The following is a 20,771-nucleotide window of genomic DNA, read 5'->3' as shown; positions in this document are numbered from 1 at the left end:
GGGTGTGCCTGCGTGAATCGCAAATTAACGCGGGCTTTGTTACTCGCAGGTTGTGCCGGGCCTAATTAACATCGTAGGTTGGGCTACGGTTCATCAGCCCAACACTGGGCGCTTAAATAAGGTATACGTTTTTTGAGGCCCAGTGTTGGGCTGGTAAACCGTAGCCCAACCTACACACCTACAACCTTACAAGCGTCGCCAAACCTGCCACTTTTCCTTGCCCGCAAACACGGGTATGGAATCACTGACGGCCCGCTCTTCGAGCAAGACAAAATACGGCGACATCAATTCCGCAAATGCGGCACTGTGTATGGTAAACGGTGGCCCTTTGGGCGAGGCATCTGGTGCATCATCAAAGAAGAAATACCCGGCCAGCAAGGCACCTGCTGGCAAAAGAGTGGCCCAGCGTTTGACGATATCTGCACGCATGGCTGGCGGCAGGGCGCAAAAGAAGGCGCGCTCATAAATCAGGTCCAGCGGCTGTGCAGGCGTATAGGCAAAAAAGTCGGCCTCGATGACATGCCTGCCCCATTCACCTATCGCAGCTTGCGCACTGCGCACGGCAGCGGGTGAAAAATCGATGGCCACGACTGGCCAGCCAGCTTGCGCCAGAAACGCGGCTTCATAACCATTGCCACAACCAGGGATCAGGGTATTCATAGGCCCGGCAGCGGTCTGCAAGAAGGCTTGCAAATCTGCAGGAGCATTGCCCTTGTCCCAGGGTGTGAAGTATTTTTCAAAACGTTCATCCCAGAATTGCGGGTCACATGGATCTCGGGTCAGGAAATAAGCCATAGTGCAATATCAGTCAGGCTTTGAAATAAAAGCGCAACAGCAATTGCGCCACCACGACACCAGAAAACAGGCCAGCACTAAAATAGACGATGGTGCGCAGCAAGCGATTGGTGCGCCTTTGTTCTGTCAGCAGGGCCTGCAACATCTCATCACTGTGATTGGGTTCACCAGCACGTGTCAGGGCCTGGTGTGCCAGGCGTGGCAGTTGCGGGAAGATGTGGCTGTAGCGCGGTGCCTCGGCCTTGAGTTTTTCTATGAGGCCGCGCCAGCCTACCTGCTCGCTCATCCAGCGTTCCAGGTAGGGTTTGGCGGTTTTCCATAAATCAAGATCAGGGTCCAACTGACGGCCCAGGCCTTCGATATTAAGCAGGGTTTTTTGCAGCAGCACCAGTTGCGGTTGCACTTCTACATTGAAGCGGCGCGAAGTCTGGAACAGGCGCAGCAAGACCTGGCCAAAAGAGATATCTTTTAGCGGGCGATCAAAGATGGGTTCGCAGCAGGCACGCACTGCGGCTTCCAGTTCATCGACACGGGTGTCCTTGGGCGCCCAGCCTGACTCTATATGCGCTTCTGCCACGCGCTTGTAATCGCGGCGGAAAAAGGCCAGAAAGTTTTGCGACAGGTAGTCCTTGTCGAAATCATTGAGGGTGCCAACGATGCCAAAATCCAGGGCGATATAACGGCCCAGAGTAGCAGGTGCCGTCGATACCAGGATATTGCCGGGGTGCATATCGGCATGGAAGAAACCATCGCGAAACACCTGGGTAAAGAAGATGGTGACGCCATCACGCGAGAGCTTGCCAAGGTCTACACCGGCTTCGCGCAGTTTATCCAGTTGTGAAATCGGTATGCCCTGCATGCGTTCCATGACTATGACAGAAGACGAGCAATAATCCCAGTGCATCTCTGGCACCATCAGCAAATCCGAGTCGGCAAAATTGCGGCGCAACTGGCTGCCATTGGCCGCTTCGCGCATGAGATCGAGTTCATCATGCAGGTATTTGTCAAACTCGCCAACCACCTCTTTGGCTTTGAGGCGCTTGCCATCAGCCCATAAGGCTTCCAGCCAGCCTGCGGCGATTTGCATGAGAGCGACGTCATCATCGATGACTTCTTTCATGCCGGGGCGCAGGACTTTAACGGCCACTTCGCGGCCATCTTTCAGCACGGCGAAATGTACCTGGGCGATGGAGGCAGAGGCGACAGGCACGCGCTCGAAACTGGCGAACAACTGGTCAGGATGAGAACCCAGGGATTTCTTGATCTGCGCTATTGCCAGATCAGGGTCGAACGAGGGCACGCGGTCTTGCAGATGTGCCAGCTCTTCGGCAATATCAAAGGGCATGAGGTCGCGCCGGGTCGACAATACCTGACCAAACTTGACGAAGATGGGGCCGAGTTCTTCCAGCGCCTTGCGCAGGCGTTCACCACGCGGGGCCGAGATATCGCGCCAGAAAATCAGCGTGTCGATCAGGCGTGCCGTGCGTGGCACGGACAGGCCGGAAATCGCAATCTCGTCTATGCCATATTTGATGGCTATGCGTATGATTTTTGCCAGCCTCAGAAACTTCAATATCATCCGCGCATCCTTTCCAGTTTTTCGATGCGCTTGATAAGACGCTCGACATCATCCCGCGTCTTGTTGACTTCGGTACTAAAGCCCTGCACGGCCTGGGGCCGCACCAGCATGGGGTTTTCTTCTAAAAAATATTCTGCCAGGTTTTCCTGGATTTTTTGATGGGTTTCCAGCGCTGTCTTGTGCAGTGATCTGGCAAAGCCTACCATGCGCACCGCCGCCACATCACCAAACAGTTTGCTCAGGTCTTCTTCTGCTTCCCAGCGCAGGTTCTGGCTGAGGCTGGAAATCGTATTGGCAAAGTCGGCATCACCTTCTATTTTGACATAAGAAAAAGCACGCTCACGGTTTTGCGCAATCAGCGGCAAGTCGCTGAGTTTGACGTAAATAGTCACTTGCGCCTGTTCATCAGCACCGGCATTTTCCAGCAAGCCATCTGACGCGACTTTGAGGCGCAATTGCAGGGTTTGCAAGTCTATGCAGGCAATCTTGCCAGCATGCGGCAAGAGCTTGTTCCTGGCCCAGCTTTCTTGTGCCAGCAGGTGATTGATAAAGTGTGCAACAGGTGCAGAAGGTGCGATGGGAATCATGTTCAAATCAGGGCAATTGCAAAACACCTGGCCAGCATGGGGTGCGCGGCCAAAAGTATCATGCAAAAAAACTGCAAATAAAAAGCCGCCCGGCAATTTGCGGGGCGGCTTCCAGTTTAACAGCTAATCGCAGCGAGCATCGCTGTGCCGCATCAAAACTTCTTTACATTTGCTGGATACCGGCCAAAACCCAGCCACCCTGACCATTAACTGGCTTGGACAAATTCCAGACTTCAGTAAAGGCTTCTGCAGGTGCGTTGGCCGCTTCCTTGATCATGCCGCTGAACTTGACGCTGGCCAGATACTCGGTCGCTGTAGTTTCCACACCCAGCATGTCGGCATTCAGGGTCACGACATCCGTCACATTGGACGATGCACCACGTTCCTGGATTTGCAATTTCAGTTCTGCATACATCTCAGCGGTCGTGAATTCACGCAAATCATTGATGTCAGCCTTGTCCCATGCTGCCTGCAGGCGAATGAAATAAGTCTTGGCATTGCGCAGGAAACCAGGCACGTCAAAGTCTGCCGGGATAGTCCAGTTGGCGTTGCCACCTTGACCACCGACATTGCTACCGGAAGAACCAGGCGCATTGTTCTGGAAAGCCATAGGTTGCGCTGCTGAAGGCATGGCTGGCGCACCTGCAAACGCTGGCTGGTTAAAGCCATTGCCTGTACCCTGGCCGTTCCTGCTACGGAAGAAACGCACGACAAAGAATATTGCCAGGCCAATCAGGGCGAAAGTCAGCAAACTGCCCAGCATGCTGGCAACCGCGCCACCCAGACCAAAGTGAGACAAGGCTGCACCCAGCAAGGCACCACCGATCAAACCACCGGCAATACCCTTCCAGGGGATGCCAGGTTTAGGCGGAGTAACAGCAGGCGCAGCAGCAGGTGCTGCCGCAGGCGTAGCTGCATTATGGTTTTGCGCCGCAGGCGGTGTCGCCTGGCGTGAGACATTATTCGATTGTTTGCCTATAGAGCCACCACCACCGAGACGCTTGGCTTCGGCGTCAGTTACAGACATGGCCATCGTTGTTGCGACGACCAGCATGGCGATCAGAAATTTTTTCATCATTTGACTCCTGTTTTTGTTTCCTGTTTGTTTACTACTTATTCAAGACTTGCTACCACTTACTACTTCTACTAACTGGTTAATTTATTACTTCACAAATTAATTTAAAACTTGATACCCTTGTGCAGTGCAGCCACACCTGCTGTCAAATTAAAATATTGCACGCTTTCCAGACCTGCTGTTTCCATCATGGTTTTCAGGGTTTCCTGATCGGGATGCATGCGTATCGATTCAGCCAGGTATTTATAACTGTCAGCATCGCCAGCTATCTTCTGGCCCATCCAGGGCAAGACCTTGAATGAATACAGGTCATAAGGTTTTTGCAAGATTTCCGGCACTTTGGAAAACTCCAGCACCAGCAACTTGCCACCTGGTTTCAGCACACGCTGCATTTCTGCCAGTGCCTGATCCTTGTGTGTCATATTGCGCAAACCAAACGCCACGGTCACTCTGTCAAAGTAGTTATCCTGGAAAGGTAATTTTTCTGCGTCACAGAGTAAGGTGGGGGTGATCAGGCCCTTATTCAAGAGACGGTCACGCCCTACCCTGAGCATGGATTCGTTGATATCGGTATGCCAGACTTCACCTGTCTTGCCCGCCTGACGCACGAATTCCTTGGTCAGGTCGCCGGTGCCACCGGCAATATCAAGCACCTTGAAGCCAGGGCGTACGCCAGCCTGGGCCACGGTGAAGATCTTCCACACCCTGTGCAAGCCAGCCGACATCATGTCATTCATGACATCGTATTTGGCGGCGACAGAGTGAAAGACTTCAGCAACCTTGTGGACTTTTTGATCTTCTTCTACGGTGGTATAACCAAAATGGGTGGTATTGCTCATTTTCTTAACCTCATGCATGCATAGCTATTGGTATCATCAGGGAGAATTGTAGCCTATCCCCAGGCCAAAGCCTTGCCTTATCGCCAAAATCAGGCCTTGCTGGGCCGATCTTTGAGAGCGGTCACCAGCTCCAGTTGCCATTGCGCAGCCGTGCTGGCATTCCAGACCAGATGCACTTCTTCGCTACAGCTAAAGCCGCAATCCACCACTTCCAGCCGCACCAGTTCAGGGTCAGTCAGGGCAAAATCGGGCAGATAGGCCAGCGCCTTGCCTGATTTGAGCATGGAAAGCAATAATTGCAAATCATCCATCCAGTAAGCAATCTTGCGCGGCAACTGGTCGTCGCGCCAGCCATCTGAACGCTTGCCGCGCTGCTTGCCGCAAAACAAGGAACGGGTGGGGCTGACAAAATCATGTGCCAGCACCTGGCCGCTGCTGACTTGCAATGCCCCAGCTTGCCTGCCAGCCCCCTGCTCCAGCGCAGATAGCACCAGCGGATGCTGCAAGCCAGCCAGTAACTGCAAGTTCAATGCCCCCAGCGGCAGGCTTTGCCATTCTGGCGACCAGTAAGCCGACCTGCCATCCAGCACCTCTGCCGTCACCAAGGCGGTATTGGCTTCGCCGCGGGCCAATGCTGCCAGGGCATCTTCTTCATACATGCTGCTCATATGCAAGTCAGCCGCCGGATAAGCCGCCATGGCACTGGCCAGCTGGCTGGCAAGCCGCCAAAGCAAAATTGCCGGACCAGCCACACGGCAACTGAAGCTGGCCTGTTCACCACCCATGTCAGCCCTGGCCTGCTCAGCCATGGCCAGCATGTTGCGTGCAAACTCCAGCATGCGCTGGCCGCTGGCATTCAGATTGAGTTGCTTGGCAGAACGGTCGAACAAGACCGTATCCAGGTCCCCTTCCAGCCTGCGCAAGGCTTTCGACACTGCTGATGGCGTCAAATGCAACTCCTGCGCCGCGGCCCCCAGCGATGGCTGCCTGGCTACACAGGCAAAGATTTTCAGGTCTATCAGGTTCATTTTATTTAAGTTCTCGCCTAAATGTCCAATTTGGACATTAAATGTGAATTTATATTGCTTTACGAGACATTTTAACAGACCTACTATATCAGCATCTCTTACTCACTTGATCCCGCCATGACCAGCATTGAAAACCAGATACACCAGCAATGGATATACAGCCGCCATCCCACAGGCATAGTCAGCGATGAACACTATGAATTGCGCAACCAGCTCCTTGATACCTCCCTGGACCGCGATGAAGTATTGATTGCCGCACGCTATATCAGCGTAGACCCCTATATGCGCATCAACCAGTCATCCAAACCCACCTATAACCCGGAACCACACCCGCTCAATACCGTGCAGGCGGCAGGTGTAGTCGGCCAGGTGCTGGCATCAAATGCCGCCAGTCTGAAAGAAGGTGACTGGGTATTTGGCATGACAGGCTGGCAAAGCCATGCGCGTGTGCATGTCAGCGCACTGACAAAGATAGACCCTACCATTGCCCCCGTATCCACCGCGCTGGGCGTACTCGGCATGCCGGGCCGCACCGCCTGGTTTGGCCTGACCGAAGCAGGCAAGCCGCATGCAGGTGAAGTGGTCGTCGTATCTGGCGCAGCCGGTGCAGTTGGTTCACTGGTGGTGCAATTCGCCAAACGCCATGGCGCAAAAGTATTGGGCATAGCCGGTGGCGCAGAAAAATGCGCATGGCTGAAGGACAAGCTGGGCGCTGACTGGACGCTTGATTACAAGGCATACAGCGATGACGTAACACTGAGCCAGGAAATACTGAAACTCACAAGCGGTGTTGATGTGTATTTCGACAATGTCGGCGGCATGGTCACCGACGCCATCCTCCCCATCATCAAACGCCGCGCCCGCATCATCATCTGCGGCCAGATCAGCCAGTACAGCGGTGGCCTCGACGTAGCGGAAATGGGCCCACGTCTGCTGCAACACATGCTCTACCAGCGCGCCACCATACAAGGCATACTGGCCCGCGATTACCTGCACCGCATGGATGAAATGCTGGCCATCGTCTCACCCTGGGTCAAGGCGGGTGAACTGGTGTTTGAAGAAACCATCATCGATGGCTTTGAACAATTACCTAGCGCCCTGAATTCTTTATTCACAGGTGAACATCGCGGCAAATTGCTGGTGAAGGTGTGAAGCTATGAGACGTTTATTATCTTTATTCCTGCTTAGCTTTTGCTTCATCTTCAGCGCCCATGCTGAAAACAAACACGGCCCCACCTGGGGCGTACACGGCATGCTTTTGTTCGGCAACAGCGAAGGCATGTATGTCTCGCACCTGCCGATGTTCCATGCACCGCATGATTACCAGGTCGTACTGCAAATACGCTGTCTCGATAAAAAGCTCGATGTTGCCATCAAAGCCAGGCTGGAACAAAAACTGGTCTTGTGGACCATGGAACCAGAACAATTCGAGATCGCCAGACTGGCCGCAGACAGCAAGCTGCCACTGAAACAATTCAAGGCCAATATAGTGCTTGGGCATTTTGAACAGGGCGGCAAAACCGAATATAAGGATGTGCCGGTAGTCGTAGAAAAAACCCTGATCTTCCGCCAGTTATCGCCACAAATGCGGGAGAACAAGCAGGCTGTTTATCATCAGATTGGTAGTGGCACGCAACGTTTCCTGTTGAAGGAAATTGACAGCAGGCCTGACTTTGATCATGTGCTGGCTATCAGTGTGCCTGCGGCTGCGGCGATGGCTGATGTGGTGGTGAAAAAGACAGGATTGCAGGCTGTGACAGATGCGGAGTTTTTGCAGGTCTTGCAATACAAGGTGGATAAACGGGCTGGTGTTAAGGGGACGATTTATCTTGATATGGCAGATTTGGAATAGGCAACCAAGCTGGGCACACACTACTCAACAGCACCCATATTAGTGTCGGTTTTGAAGTTGGGTTTGACTTTGGTGTTGCTTTTGAATTTGCAGTTCCCATGTGTCGATGCCTTTGCTGCAAGGCAGAAAATGGAAAAAGAAAGGCCGATGTTTGAGGTGTAGCAGGGGTTTCGAAGTGCATGCACTTCGCCTGCGTAACAGCAATCGCTTGCAAGCGATTGTGCGCCCTGCAAGGGCAGCGAGTTTTGGGCATTTCCCATTTTTTGTACTGCACAAACGGGAACCCCCTTCAGGGGGCGACGACGCCTGGGTCGCCTTTTTGGCCCACCTTTTTTGGCGAGACAAAAAGGTGGGTAGCTGCCGGTCTACCACCGGCCGGCAATCTTAAATAACGCATGCAGGCAATTAAAAAACGAACTCAGAAATATCGCTTCGTTTTCTTGAGCATACGTTGATCAACGGCTGAGTGTTGGGCTGATGATGCGTAGCCCAACCTACATGTTAATAACCTTTACTACATGCCCAGAACGCCGCTGGATTCCAGCTAAAAGCACGCTGGAATGACGTTAATGTGTGTACGGCTTATCAAAAGATCGCGGTGCTGGTCTATACCTGAGACGTGAAATCTGAGAATTGAGATCTGAGATAGATGCTCACTCAATGCTTAGTCCCACAACTCCCCCCACCCTTCACTACCATAGGCGCATCCCGCCCCGTCTCCCCCACAAACCCCGCCGCCTGCAATTTCTCCAGATACTCCTGCCATACCTGCGCCTGGTTTTCACCCAGCCAATACAAATAATCCCAGGTAAAAATCCCCGAGCTATGCTGGTCAGAAAAGATAGGCTTGATCGCATAATTACCGACTGGCTCTATGCCAATAATGCCAACATCGCGCTTGCCCGTTTGCAGGGTCTCTTGCCCTGGCCCATGGCCACGTACTTCGGCAGAAGGCGAAGACACGCGCAGCAATTCAAACGGCAAAGAAAACGCCTTGCCATCATCAAAAGCGACTTCAAGCACCCGCGATTGTGTGCGTGCATTCAGGGAAGTTGGTTGTGGATTGCCTATGCTCATGATGCGAAATTCGAAATAATGGTTTGCCTTAATTGCGGCAACAAGTTGCGACGTGCGTCCAATGCAGCCTGGTCAGCATTGCCATGCGCAACAGCCCAGATAGGATTAGGGAAATGCGCATCATCGGTATACCGCGGGATCAGATGCCAGTGCAGATGCGGCACCATATTGCCAAGACTGGCGACATTCATCTTGTGTGGCTGCATGACGGACCGTATGGTTGCTTCCAGCTTCCAGACGGCTTGCATGAACACCGTCCTGTCTGCTTCTGACAAGTCCGTCATTTCCTTCACATGCGCGTTCCAGATGACGCGACAAAAGCCGGGGTAGCTAGCCTCATCAACGAGGATGACGCGTAACTGATCCGTGCTGACGAGGATATCGCCAGCACTAGCATCACATAATTCACAAACAATGCTCATTACACCAGCACCCTTTCTATACCACCGTTATTGGCTTTGGCAACGTATTCCGGCATCCAGTCTGGTCCCAGAATATGCTTGGCCATTTCGACGACGATGTAGTCTGCGGTCGTAGACGAATCTTCGTCATAGCGCGTCAAACCTTGCAGGCAGGCCGGGCAGGATGTCAGGATTTTAACGTCGCCAGTGAAGCCGTCAGCGCGCAGTTTGTCTGCGCCCTTGTTCATTTCCTGTTCCTTGCGGAAGCGTATCTGGGTAGAGATATCAGGACGCGATACTGCCAGCGTACCTGCTTCGCCACAGCAGCGATCATTCTTTTCTATCTTGACTTCATCGACCGTGGTGATCAGTGCATTCACCGTTTTTAAAGGGTCTTGCAATTTCATCGGTGTATGGCAAGGGTCGTGATACATATAACGCGTGCCATTCACTGCGGCCAGCTTGACATCTTTTTCCAGCAGAAATTCATGGATGTCAATGATGCGGCAGCCAGGGAAGATCTTGTCGAATTCATAGCCCTGTATCTGGTCATAACAAGTGCCGCAAGAAACCACGACGGTCTTGATATCCAGATAGTTCAGGGTATTCGCCATGCGATGGAACAGCACGCGGTTATCGGTGATCATCTTCTCGGCCTTGTCGAACTGGCCGGCACTGCGTTGCGGGTAACCGCAGCACAGGTAACCTGGTGGCAGCACGGTTTGCACGCCTACATTCCACAACATTGCCTGGGTTGCCAGGCCGACTTGTGAGAACAGCCTTTCTGAACCGCAGCCAGGGAAGTAGAAAACGGCTTCAGTATCTGCTGTCGTGGTTTGCGGGTTGCGGATGATGGGGACCATCTTGTCATCTTCAATATCCAGCAAGGCACGCGCCGTTTTCTTGGGCAGGTTGCCCGGCATTTTCTTGTTGATGAAATGAATCACCTGCTCGCGTATGACAGGCTTGCCCAGGCTGGCCGGTGGTGCCTTGGTCTGTTTTTTGGCGAGCTTTTTCAATACCGTATTACCGAGACGTTGTGCCGCCACACCCCAGCCAAAAATCACCTGACGCGCCGCCTTGATGGTCGCCGGGTCTTTGGCATTCAAGAAGAACATGGCTGATGCCGTGCCGGGGTTGAATGACTTTTTGTCCATCTTGCGCAAGAGATTGCGCATGTTCATCGACACATCACCAAAGTCGATATCGACAGGACAGGGCGTTACGCATTTATGGCAGACCGTGCAGTGGTCGGCCACGTCTTCAAATTCTTCCCAGTGCTTGATAGAGATACCGCGGCGCGTCTGTTCTTCATACAAAAAGGCTTCGACCAGCAGCGAAGTCGCCAGGATTTTATTGCGTGGCGAATACAGCAAATTCGCACGTGGCACATGGGTGGCGCAGACAGGTTTACACTTGCCGCAGCGCAGGCAGTCTTTGACGCTGTTGGCGATTGCTCCAATATCGCTTTGCTGCATGATCAGCGACTCATGTCCCATCAGGCCAAACGAAGGCGTGTAGGCATTGCGCAGGTCGGCAGCAAAGTCTGGCAGGTTCAGCAGCTTGCCCTTGTTGAAGCGACCTTCAGGGTCTATGCGCAATTTATACGAGCGGAAATCCTTGATTTCATCTTCAGTCAAAAATTCCAGCTTGGTGATACCTATGCCATGCTCGCCAGAGATAACACCATTCAGTGAGCGCGCCAGTACCATGATGCGGGCAACGGCGTGATGCGCCACTTGCAGCATTTCATAATCGTCAGAATTAACAGGCAAGTTGGTATGCACGTTGCCGTCACCGGCATGCATGTGCAGAGCGACGAAGACGCGGCTGCGCAAGACTTTTTTATGCACAGCCACGCATTCATCAAGTATCAGCTTGAAGGCAGAGCCGCTGAAAATCTGGCGCAGTTGCGCACGGATTTCTGTCTTCCAGGATACCCGCACTGTCCTGTCTTGGACGATGGAAAACACGGTCACATCAGGCTGTATTTTTAATCTTTCATCGAAGACAAATTCCAGCTTGTCCAGACCCAATTCCAGCAATTCTGCCTTGGCTGCACTGAGTGGCTTGTCGAGATTATTCAGCAGATAAGTCCAGCGTGCTTCTGCTGCCTGCAGCAAGACATTGGCTTCATTGACGCGGTCTTCCAGCAATTCAGACGCGGGGATATCATCGCCAGCAGCATCTTCACTCTTGCCCAGCGGCAGATTGCGTTTGGCGAAAAAGCCTTTCAAGCCATCCAGCAAGGCCAGCTTGTTTTGTATCGATAATTCTATGTTGATGCGCTCTATGCCATCGGTGTATTCACCCATGCGGTTGAGCGGTATCACCACGTCTTCATTGATCTTGAAGGCATTGGTATGCTTGGAAATCGCTGCCGTCTTGGCGCGATCCAGCCAGAATTTCTTGCGCGCTTCAGGGCTGACGGCGACAAAGCCTTCACCAACGCGGGTATTGGCAATACGTATGACTTCAGACGCGGCCTGAGCCACGGCGTTTTCATCATCGCCGACGATATCGCCAAACAAGGCCATCTTGGGCAAGACACCGCGTTTGGATTTGGTCGTGTAACCGACAGCGCGCAGATAGCGTTCATCCAGATGTTCGAGACCTGCCAGAATAGCGCCGCCCTTGCGGGTTTCGTTATCGAGGTAATCCTTGATTTCAACAATGCTCGGTATCGCATCACGTGCCTGACCAAAAAATTCCAGACAAACGGTGCGGGCAAACTTAGGCATCTTGTGCAAGATCCAGCGGGCCGATGTAATCAAGCCGTCGCAACCTTCTTTTTGCACACCTGGCAAACCCGCGAGGAACTTGTCTGTCACGTCCTTACCCAGGCCTTCTTTGCGGAAGACGCGGCCCTTGATATCAAGTTGTTCGGTCTTGAAGGGCTGTTTCTCGCCAGGGTGTGTCCATTCGAGCTTGAACTTCGCCACTTCCACATCATGGATTTTGCCGAGGTTATGCTCAAGGCGTGTCACTTCCAGCCAGTCACCGTTAGGATCAACCATGCGCCATGAAGCCAGATTGTCGAGCGCAGTGCCCCACAATACCGCCTTCTTGCCGCCTGCATTCATGGCGACGTTGCCGCCTATGCAGGAGGCTTCGGCCGAGGTTGGGTCTACGGCAAATACAAAACCGGCTTTTTCAGCAGCATCCGAGACGCGCTTGGTGACCACACCGGCACCTGAATAGATAACCGCATAATCGCGATCCACACCCGGCAGGCGCGTCATTTCGACCTCGCCCAGTTGTTCGAGTTTTTCTGTATTGATGACGGCCGACAAAGGCGTCAGCGGGATAGCACCGCCGGTATAACCCGTGCCACCGCCGCGTGGGATGATAGTCAGGCCCAGCTCTATACAGCTTTTGACGAGGCCAGCCATTTCATCTTCAGTGTCAGGCGTCAGCACGACGAAGGGGTATTCCACGCGCCAGTCGGTTGCATCAGTGACATGCGATACACGGCTCAGGCCATCGAACTTGATATTGTCTTTTGCCGTGAAGCGCGCCAGCAGCCTGTTGGCTTTTTTGCGCAAATCATAGGTGTCGCGAAAATCCTTGGAAAATGCTGCCACGGCCTTGCGGGCAGCCTGCACCAGGATTTCCACGCTATTGCTGCGCTCGGCATCATCGTTGACCGTGCTCAGGCGGCGTTTTTCTACTTCAGCCAGCCTGTGGTTCAGCGCATCAATCAAATCCTGACGACGGCGCGGGTTGTCCAGCATGTCGTCTTGCAGATAGGGATTACGCTGCACGACCCAGATATCACCCAGCACTTCATACAGCATGCGCGCAGATCGCCCGGTCTGGCGTTTGCCGCGCAATTGATCAAGCAATTGCCATGCATCTTCACCTAACAGGCGGATGACGATTTCGCGGTCAGAGAACGAGGTGTAGTTATAGGGAATTTCCCGCACGCGGGTCGGTGTTGCGCCTTGGGGTGCATCTGCGAGCAAGGCCTGTATCTGGGCTGGAGCATTCATCAGTGACGTGGTTGGACGGATATATAAAAGTCCATTCTAGCTTATTGCGATGCACAACGCGCCAACAGCCTTGAAGTTTATACGGTAATGAATGGTGTTTGTGGCAATTTTCCAAATGGAATTTGGCAAAAGTCGTCAGAAATGACGCAAAAGTGGCTAAGCTTGCAAATTCATCTCAATTACGGCTGCACAAATGTTGTGCAGGGAAATTTGATTTACATCGTTTGTCGTATTTTACACCTGTGCGTAAGCAGGCAATAGTCCATTTGCACGAGGCGATGCAGATAAACCTGGCCTTATCTCTTTTTACGCTTTTTTATTTTGCCTCAGCAGCAACATCTCTGGGCATGACATTCACTGTTGGCCAATCCAGCTTCAATGTCCCTATGCTGATCGCCGGACATGTATGAGGTAATAAATAATAGCAGACGAACCCGGGGACATAGTCAAGCTTATACCAATTGCATGCCAGCAATTTCCCCCAAGGATAATCCGTCAACATCATGATTTGCAATATCTCATCCAGCGTATGCAGATTCTGTTTCTGGCCCACCAATTGTTTTGCCAAGTCAGACACCGTGTAGACAAACGGTTCGCAAACCTTGACATGGTGAGGCCCTTTTTCTCCCATAGAGCCAACTTCACTTCTCAGGATAGCAAATGAGTTATTTTGCTTGATTGCAATGGGTTGAGGAACATACACTCCCTCTTCGTCGCACCAGTCTTGGTGTTGTATTTGACGCGGGACAGTCATTACTGCTGACGCAAAACTAATGGTCACAGGGCCTACGTGGATGGAATACACAATGCCAGTTCTCTCATATTGATCATGTCTTTGATGCTCAGGCATTCATCAAACTGACGCCCTTTAAAGAAAGGCTTATCGAAATTCAAGCCAGCACTTCCAAACCCTTGCGATCCACCAGATTCAATAGTTTTAGCGAAGGGCCGTTGGGATGTTTTTGCCCCTGCTCCCATTTTTGCACTGTTGAAGGACTGGTGTTGAGGTAAGCCGCAAACACAGCCTGACTCGCCTTGACGCGCAACCGCAGGTGCTTGATCTGCTCAGCCGTATAGTCTTGCACTGGTGGCAGGCATGGAGCATCAAACTCGCGCATGGTAGTGGCATCCATTACCCCGGCAGAATGCAAGCCTTGCGCTGTACCGTGCAGCACATCGAGTAATTTGTCATGTTTGCTCATTTGTCTCTTTTACCTGTAGCAGTTCTTTTGCCTGTATCGCGCTCTTCATACTTTGCAGGCATAAGTAATGAATTCAGATGCTAACAATCTTAATACCAAAAATTCCTTAATACAGCAATTAACTTTATTGCAATTTTTCGCTTAAAAAAACGGGCAGCCTCAGCCGCCCGTTCTTCATGTAGAAAAAATCAACCCAGCAAAGCAGGCGCAGTCTTGCCCAGTTTCAGTGTTGTTTCCACTGGCAACCAGTTACCTGTGGATTCCTGACGGCCTTGCAGCAGGAAGCGTGGGTTGGCTTCTTTGGCGGCGTCAGCAGCAGCTTTGGACAATTCACCGATCTTGCCTTTTTTGAGGCGGTTCACGACCAGGCCGATTTCTGTTTCTTTGAAGTCGCGCAGCATGTCGTAGTCACCATCGCTGTCACCAGCAACAAATATAGGACCGTAGCCTTTTTTGGCAACCAGCTCGCGTTTGATGACGACAGTCTTGCCTGGGCCCCAGTTCAAAGGCCAGTCTTTGCGGTAGGCGTTTTTGTAAACATCGCCGTTTTGTTCCAGGCGCAGGCCCAGGACGTTTTCACGTTTGACGTGGTAACCGTATTTAGGATTGGTCGCGAATACGGCAACTACATCTTCCAGCGAAGCGGTGCTGACGTAGACGTCGAAACCGTTTTGGCGGAACGTGTCCATCAGTGTTGCCACTTCTGTACACAGGCGTATGCCCTGGAAGTGGGAAGTCGTGATGACGCCAGCTACGCCAGGCAGGGATGCCGGGCTGGTGAATTTGATCTTGCTCAGGCCCATGCCCAGGTTGGCATCATTCGAAGCTTCTGCCAGTGCGCTGACTTCGGCAACGGTCATGTTGGCGAAGAAGTAGATAACCCATGGGTAACCGACATTCACGCCATGCGTGTCATTGACGGCTTCGTACAGGAAGTAAAGCTTGGCGCGGAAATCCTGGAACTGTGGTGTTTCCATGATTTCTTCCAGGCTGCGGCTACCGGCCAGACCTTTGTAGTTGGCGTGCAGGTAGGCATAGTCGCTGTCGAGGTCAGTACAAATGCTTTCCAGGTCCAGTACCTTGCCTGCTGCATTTTTGTAGTCAGCAGTGAAGTTACCAACCGGTACGTTTTGACGGATAGTGGCGGAGAATTCTGCCGGGGTCAGCTTGAATGCCAGATGATTGATTTGATAGATCAACAAAGCTTCTTCGCAATCATTCATGATACTGGTGTTATCCCAGTCAAACACGGCGTAAGGCTTGCGCTTGGCAGAATAGTTTTTGCTGGCGCTACCATTGCGGGCGATCATGGCGGCAACCAGTTCACGGTTGCGTGGCGACCATTTGGCCGCATCCAGATGCACTGTCGCTGGGCTGGCTGCCGGTTTTGCCATTGCTGGCGCTGCCAGAGTGACGCCTGCTGCAGTGGCCACCAGGCCTTGCAAAAATCCACGACGTGGTTGTTGATTTGTTGATTTGCTATCTTGCATTTGTTTTCCTTGTAATGCGCATGCCTGAGCCGCATGCTAGGGCGAAAATATTCAGATAAATTCAGATAAAAACTATTGTAATTGCCGTAAACACAAGCTTTATTAGTGCCAGCCCTGCTGTTCTTGCTAATCAAGCTAATCGTGCTTTAGAGCAAGCATTATAGTCAAACATTGCCTTATATCCGCTTACAGCATAAAAATTTAGGGTTATTCATGTTCTACTACATCAAGGACAGAATGCAAATGGCATAAATGCACTTCAGACGGGGCAAACAGGCGTATTGGCAAATCACTCATGCCTATGCCGCGGCTGGTCAGCAGTTGACGCCCGTCTGGCAAGGCAAACAAGCCGCGGGCATAACGGCGCTCACCCGAACCGGGTGGCAAGACCAGGGGCATGCCGCCCGGCGTGGCAATTTGCCCGCCGTGGGTATGACCGCAAAAGGCGATCTGGAAATCATGCCCAGCGACATGTTTCAGGCCCAGCGGCGAATGCATGAGCAGCAGGCGCAACTCGCCTGCACCGGCAAAAGTCTGATCTGCGTCGGGCATGCCTACGCCGGGTTCGTCCATGCCGCAGATGGAAATCGCGTCGAATGGTGCAGGCAGGCGAGCGTTTTGATTCACCAGCACTTGTACGCCCGCATCTTGCAGGCACCTGGCTATATGCTCATCATCCAGCCACAGGTCATGATTGCCCACGACGGCAAACTTGGGCGTCGCCGGATTAAGCAAACCCAGCGGTTTGACCAGGTCTTGCATATGCCTGGCATGCAGGGACACATAGTCACCACCAAACAGGATGACATCTGGCTCGAAGGCAGCGATGGCGGCAAATGCCTGTTGCAGCAGGCGCACATCCGTCAAGGGGCCAGCATGCAAGTCTGAGATGAAGGCCAGTTTGCAGTGAACGCCTTTAGTAACCGGCAGAGGCAGGTAAAAATCCCGCCTGTCTATATACAAGCCACCTTGCAGCTTCAATGCATAGGCGATGCGTGCTGCCCAGCCTTGCTGGTAGAAAGCCGCTTCCAGCTCTTCGCCCGCGCGTCGCCACTTGCCATAATATTTACCCCGGCCCATGTCAGAACCTGCTCAGAATATAAAGTTGGCGATCTTTGTCCAGACCCTCTCTGGCACTTTGAGCAATAACCAGGTAATGACGATGTAACGTGCAAATTTGCCCACGGCCATGTAAAACACGCTGGGCCAGAAAGGCAGACGCAGCCAGCCTGCCAGGGTGCAGATAGGGTCGCCGATGCCGGGCAGCCAGGCCAGCAGCATGGTTTTGGCACCAAAATGCTGTAGCCAGCGATACCAGTAGCTTTCACGCTCGCGGTCAAAGGCTTGTTTGGCGGCATAGCCTATGCCATAGTCAACCATGCCACCCAGGGTATTGCCTATGGTGGCGACGATGATGACTTGCCAGAAAATCGCGGGATTACTTTTGATGACGGCAAAAACTGCAGGCTCAGACCCCATGGGCAACAAGGTGGCGGAGATAAAACTGATGATAAAGACTGAACTGAGACCAATTTCAGGCAGGGCCAGCATGCTTAATAACCAATGGACTGCGGCTTCTATCATCGTGGTTTGATATGGCTGTAAAAAGCATACATTATAATGGCGCCTGCAATTTCAAATCAGTATGCTGCGACTTAGGGCTAAATTAGCTCTAGATCACCAGTAAATCACGACTAGATCAGCCATTTTTAACTAACAATAAGACATCCATGAGCACCGATTATCTGAAAAAGATCCTGACAGCGCGCGTCTATGACGTCGCATTTGAAACCCCGCTGGAATACGCCACCAGCCTGTCGGCTCGCATGGATAACCGAATTTATTTCAAACGCGAAGACATGCAAAGCGTGTTCAGCTTCAAGCTGCGCGGTGCTTATAACAAGATTGCCCATCTCACAGCGGCGCAACTCAAGCGCGGCGTCATCTGTGCATCTGCAGGCAACCATGCCCAGGGTGTGGCCCTGAGTGCCCGCAAAAAGGGTTGCAAGGCCGTTATTGTCATGCCGACCACCACGCCGCCCGTCAAAATCGATGCAGTGCGCGCCCATGGTGGTGATCTGGTTGAAATCATCCTGTTTGGTGATTCCTATACCGATGCCTATGGCCATGCGCTGGAACTGGAAAAGAAACGCAAGCTGACCTTTGTCCATCCCTTCGATGACCCGGACGTTATCGCCGGCCAGGGCACAGTGGGCATGGAGATTTTGCGCCAGCATTCTGAACCTATACACGCTATCTTTGTTGCCATCGGTGGTGGTGGCCTGATCTCTGGCGTGGCAGCTTACGTCAAGGCGGTTCGCCCGGATATCAAGATCATTGGTGTACAAACGACCGACTCTGACGCCATGGCACGCAGCCTGAAAGCGGGTAAGCGCGTGACTTTGAATGATGTAGGCCTGTTCTCTGACGGTACTGCCGTCAAGCTGGTGGGCGAAGAAACTTTCCGCCTCGCCAAGTTATATGTCGATGAAGTGATTACGGTTGATACCGACGCTGTCTGCGCCGCCATCAAGGATGTGTTCCAGGACACCCGCAGCATTCTGGAACCAGCCGGTGCATTGGCAGTAGCAGGTTGCAAAGCCTATATAGAACGCGCCAAGTCTGACAAGAAGCCATTGAAGAATGAAGCCCTGGTCACCATCGCCTGTGGTGCCAACATGAATTTTGATCGCCTGCGCTTTGTCGCTGAGCGTGCCGAAGTCGGTGAAGCGCGTGAAGCGGTGTTTGCCGTAACCATACCGGAAGAGCGCGGCAGCTTCCGCCGTTTCTGTGAACTGATAGGCGCGCGCAATGTCACAGAATTCAATTACCGCATCAGTGATGAAAAAGCCGCGCATATTTTTGTGGGCATACAAGTACACGACAAGCTGGAATCTGGCAAAATTGCCAAGAATTTTGAAAAGCATGGTTTTGCCACGCTGGACCTGACGCACGATGAGCTGGCGAAACTGCATATCCGCCATCTGGTCGGCGGCAAGAGCAGTCTGGCCAAGGATGAATTGCTGTACCGCTTTGAATTCCCTGAGCGCCCGGGTGCTTTGGGCCGTTTCCTGAACAGCATGGCACCGAACTGGAACATCAGCCTGTTCCACTACCGTAACCATGGTGCCGATTACGGCAGAACTTTAGTGGGTTTGCAGGTTCCAAAGAAAGAAATGAAGGCTTTCCGCGAATTTTTGGCAACCCTGGGCTACCGTTACTGGGATGAAAGCAAGAATCCCGTTTATCAATTATTTTTGGGCTGATACAGCCTACCCAAGTTAATACAGACAACATGACAGATTCCGCACCAAATACGCCTGAGCATTCTTTACTGGGCAAGCCCGCGACTTATAAGTCCGAATATGATGCCAGCCTGCTGTTCCCTATCTCCCGTTCCGGAAAAAGGGAAGAGATAGGCCTGGGCAGCAGCCTGCCTTTCTTTGGTGTGGATATCTGGAATGCCTATGAAATCTCCTGGCTCAACATGCGCGGCAAACCGCAAGTTGCAATCGCTGCCATTACCGTGCCAGCAGACTCGCCGAACATCATAGAATCCAAATCATTCAAGCTTTACCTGAATTCTTTTAACCAGACCCGCCTGGCAGGCACTGATGCTCTCGTCAGCCTGTTGCAGGCAGATTTGTCTGCCGGTTTTGGTGCGGCAGTGCAGGTCAAGCTGACCACGCCAGACCAGTTCGACAAACTCGCCATGCATGAACTGCAAGGCCAGTTGCTCGACAGGCTCGATGTTGAAGTCGATAGCTATACCCCCAATCCAACACTGCTGACCGCCAATGTTGATGAGCCAGCAGTAGAAGAAACCCTGATCTCGCATTTGCTGAAGTCCAATTGCCTGGTCACTGGCCAGCCAGACTGGGGTAGTGTGCAAATCCATTACGTAGGCCCGCAAATCAACCAGGAAGGCCTGTTGCAGTATTTGATAGGCTTCCGCGACCACAATGAATTCCACGAGCAATGTGTGGAACGCATCTTTGTCGATATCATGCGCCACTGCAAACCGCAGAAGTTGTCAGTCTATGCACGGTATACCCGTCGCGGCGGGCTGGACATCAATCCATGGCGCAGCAATTTCAGTACGGGCCAGGGCCCGGACAACCGCCGGAATGCGCGCCAGTAAGCCGGGCAGCATCCTTCTTATTCCTATTTTTTGTATCCATTTGTAACCAATATTATGTCGAAGTTTACACATTTTTCCCTGCGCGCTGCCTTGTGCGCATCCAGCCTGCTGTTATGCATATCAACAAGTCAGGCCCAGACAACCTCCACAAATAGCACGCCGCCAGCACCAGCCACCCAGGAAGACATGGGCTGGTGGGACAGTGCCAAAGCCAAGGTCAATAAAATCCTTGATGAAGGTGATCTGTCGCTGATGGTTGCTGGTCATACCCATCATGGCCGCGGTACTTACACCAAGGAAAGAATTGCCGAGCTGAATGAACATACCTGGGGCCTGGGTTTCAGCAAAGCCATCCGTACCAAGGAAGACAATGAAGAAATGCTGTACACCATGGTGATCTCTGATTCGCACTTCCGCCCGCAACCCATGGCTGGCTATGCATATCAGTGGACAAAGACTCTGGGTGACAAGGTCGAAGTTGGCGGTGGCGCGACTGGCGTATTGATCAGCCGTACTGATTATTTTGGTGGCATCCCCTTCCCTGTGATTTTGCCGGTGGCATCCATAGGCACACGCAGCACCAAACTGATGGCGACCTATGTACCGCGCCTTTCCAAGAACAAGGGTAATGGCGATGTACTGTTCATGTTCGTGCGCTTTGAGCTGAAATAAAAACTGCGGCAAATGGGTGGTTGCTGACACTTGTCTGCGTC

At 52.4% G+C, this 20,771-nt stretch carries 19 protein-coding genes; 5 read left to right on the top strand and 14 right to left on the bottom strand.

All coding sequences use genetic code 11. The features are described from left to right. Nucleotides 1–186: 186 nt before the first annotated feature. The 6 genes from DFR42_RS16720 to DFR42_RS16695 all read right to left on the bottom strand — a co-directional run bounded on the left by DFR42_RS16720 (nucleotide 187) and on the right by DFR42_RS16695 (nucleotide 5,903). Complete coding sequence (locus DFR42_RS16720) at nucleotides 187–795, bottom strand: methyltransferase (protein ID WP_110256147.1); 609 nt, start codon at nucleotides 793–795, stop codon at nucleotides 187–189. A 13-nt stretch (nucleotides 796–808) separates the two neighbouring features. Next, entirely contained in the window at nucleotides 809–2,374 is a 1,566-nt protein-coding gene (ubiB, locus tag DFR42_RS16715) for a ubiquinone biosynthesis regulatory protein kinase UbiB (protein ID WP_110256146.1), read from the bottom strand. Beyond that, nucleotides 2,371–2,961, bottom strand: coding sequence for a ubiquinone biosynthesis accessory factor UbiJ (locus DFR42_RS16710; protein WP_110256264.1), 591 nt, complete (start codon nucleotides 2,959–2,961; stop codon nucleotides 2,371–2,373). The genes ubiB and DFR42_RS16710 overlap by 4 nt, the downstream gene beginning before the upstream one ends. A gap of 163 nt (nucleotides 2,962–3,124) precedes the next feature. Continuing rightward, nucleotides 3,125–4,036 (bottom strand): Tim44 domain-containing protein, encoded by a 912-nt coding sequence (locus DFR42_RS16705; protein ID WP_110256145.1) that lies wholly within the window; start codon nucleotides 4,034–4,036, stop codon nucleotides 3,125–3,127. Nucleotides 4,037–4,140: 104 nt separating this feature from the next. After that, entirely contained in the window at nucleotides 4,141–4,875 is a 735-nt protein-coding gene (gene ubiE / locus DFR42_RS16700) for a bifunctional demethylmenaquinone methyltransferase/2-methoxy-6-polyprenyl-1,4-benzoquinol methylase UbiE (RefSeq protein ID WP_110256144.1), read from the bottom strand. Between the two features lie 89 nt (nucleotides 4,876–4,964). Further along, nucleotides 4,965–5,903 carry a LysR family transcriptional regulator gene (locus DFR42_RS16695; protein ID WP_110256143.1) on the bottom strand — a complete coding sequence of 313 codons (939 nt, stop codon included), beginning with the start codon at nucleotides 5,901–5,903 and terminating at the stop codon, nucleotides 4,965–4,967. Nucleotides 5,904–6,020: 117 nt separating this feature from the next. On the opposite strand from DFR42_RS16695, the gene DFR42_RS16690 reads away from it, so the two are divergent. Further along, a complete protein-coding gene (locus DFR42_RS16690) occupies nucleotides 6,021–7,055 on the top strand; it encodes an NADP-dependent oxidoreductase (RefSeq protein ID WP_110256142.1) in 1,035 nt (344 codons plus the stop codon). Nucleotides 7,056–7,059: 4 nt separating this feature from the next. Next, on the top strand, nucleotides 7,060–7,755 hold the full coding sequence (locus DFR42_RS16685) for a hypothetical protein (RefSeq protein ID WP_110256141.1): 696 nt from the start codon (nucleotides 7,060–7,062) through the stop codon (nucleotides 7,753–7,755). A 657-nt stretch (nucleotides 7,756–8,412) separates the two neighbouring features. Here the strand turns inward: DFR42_RS16685 and DFR42_RS16675 are convergent. The 8 genes from DFR42_RS16675 to DFR42_RS16640 all read right to left on the bottom strand — a co-directional run bounded on the left by DFR42_RS16675 (nucleotide 8,413) and on the right by DFR42_RS16640 (nucleotide 17,501). Then, the gene (locus DFR42_RS16675) at nucleotides 8,413–8,832 is read right to left on the bottom strand and encodes a gamma-butyrobetaine hydroxylase family protein (protein ID WP_110256139.1); all 420 of its coding nucleotides are present in this window, start codon (nucleotides 8,830–8,832) and stop codon (nucleotides 8,413–8,415) included. Further along, on the bottom strand, nucleotides 8,829–9,254 hold the full coding sequence (locus tag DFR42_RS16670; RefSeq protein ID WP_110256138.1) for an HIT family protein: 426 nt from the start codon (nucleotides 9,252–9,254) through the stop codon (nucleotides 8,829–8,831). The genes DFR42_RS16675 and DFR42_RS16670 overlap by 4 nt, the downstream gene beginning before the upstream one ends. Beyond that, on the bottom strand, nucleotides 9,254–13,225 hold the full coding sequence (locus tag DFR42_RS16665; protein WP_110256137.1) for a DUF3683 domain-containing protein: 3,972 nt from the start codon (nucleotides 13,223–13,225) through the stop codon (nucleotides 9,254–9,256). The genes DFR42_RS16670 and DFR42_RS16665 overlap by 1 nt, the downstream gene beginning before the upstream one ends. A gap of 316 nt (nucleotides 13,226–13,541) precedes the next feature. Next, nucleotides 13,542–14,075, bottom strand: a complete 534-nt coding sequence (locus tag DFR42_RS16660) for a hypothetical protein (RefSeq protein WP_146218871.1) — start codon at nucleotides 14,073–14,075, stop codon at nucleotides 13,542–13,544. A 40-nt stretch (nucleotides 14,076–14,115) separates the two neighbouring features. Continuing rightward, the gene (locus DFR42_RS16655) at nucleotides 14,116–14,427 is read right to left on the bottom strand and encodes a helix-turn-helix domain-containing protein (protein WP_110256135.1); all 312 of its coding nucleotides are present in this window, start codon (nucleotides 14,425–14,427) and stop codon (nucleotides 14,116–14,118) included. Nucleotides 14,428–14,615: 188 nt separating this feature from the next. Continuing rightward, nucleotides 14,616–15,917, bottom strand: a complete 1,302-nt coding sequence (locus tag DFR42_RS16650; RefSeq protein WP_110256134.1) for an HAD family hydrolase — start codon at nucleotides 15,915–15,917, stop codon at nucleotides 14,616–14,618. 207 nt (nucleotides 15,918–16,124) lie between these two features. Continuing rightward, a complete protein-coding gene (locus tag DFR42_RS16645; RefSeq protein ID WP_110256133.1) occupies nucleotides 16,125–16,997 on the bottom strand; it encodes a metallophosphoesterase in 873 nt (290 codons plus the stop codon). Nucleotides 16,998–17,009: 12 nt separating this feature from the next. Continuing rightward, complete coding sequence (locus tag DFR42_RS16640) at nucleotides 17,010–17,501, bottom strand: YqaA family protein (protein ID WP_110256132.1); 492 nt, start codon at nucleotides 17,499–17,501, stop codon at nucleotides 17,010–17,012. Nucleotides 17,502–17,593: 92 nt separating this feature from the next. Between DFR42_RS16640 and ilvA the strand changes: the two genes are divergently transcribed. From ilvA to DFR42_RS16625, 3 genes are read left to right on the top strand one after another with little or no spacing between them, the layout of a single operon-like run. Beyond that, a complete protein-coding gene (gene ilvA, locus DFR42_RS16635) occupies nucleotides 17,594–19,183 on the top strand; it encodes a threonine ammonia-lyase, biosynthetic (protein ID WP_281275170.1) in 1,590 nt (529 codons plus the stop codon). 29 nt (nucleotides 19,184–19,212) lie between these two features. Next, a complete protein-coding gene (queF, locus tag DFR42_RS16630; RefSeq protein ID WP_110256130.1) occupies nucleotides 19,213–20,058 on the top strand; it encodes an NADPH-dependent 7-cyano-7-deazaguanine reductase QueF in 846 nt (281 codons plus the stop codon). A gap of 54 nt (nucleotides 20,059–20,112) precedes the next feature. Then, the gene (locus tag DFR42_RS16625) at nucleotides 20,113–20,730 is read left to right on the top strand and encodes a hypothetical protein (protein WP_110256129.1); all 618 of its coding nucleotides are present in this window, start codon (nucleotides 20,113–20,115) and stop codon (nucleotides 20,728–20,730) included. The last annotated feature ends 41 nt before the right edge of the window (nucleotides 20,731–20,771 follow it).

Source organism: Undibacterium pigrum (assembly GCF_003201815.1).
Lineage (GTDB): Bacteria > Pseudomonadota > Gammaproteobacteria > Burkholderiales > Burkholderiaceae_D > Undibacterium > Undibacterium pigrum.
The sequence above is the reverse complement of the archived record's forward strand: the minus strand, read 5'-3'. Positions and strand labels throughout refer to the sequence as shown.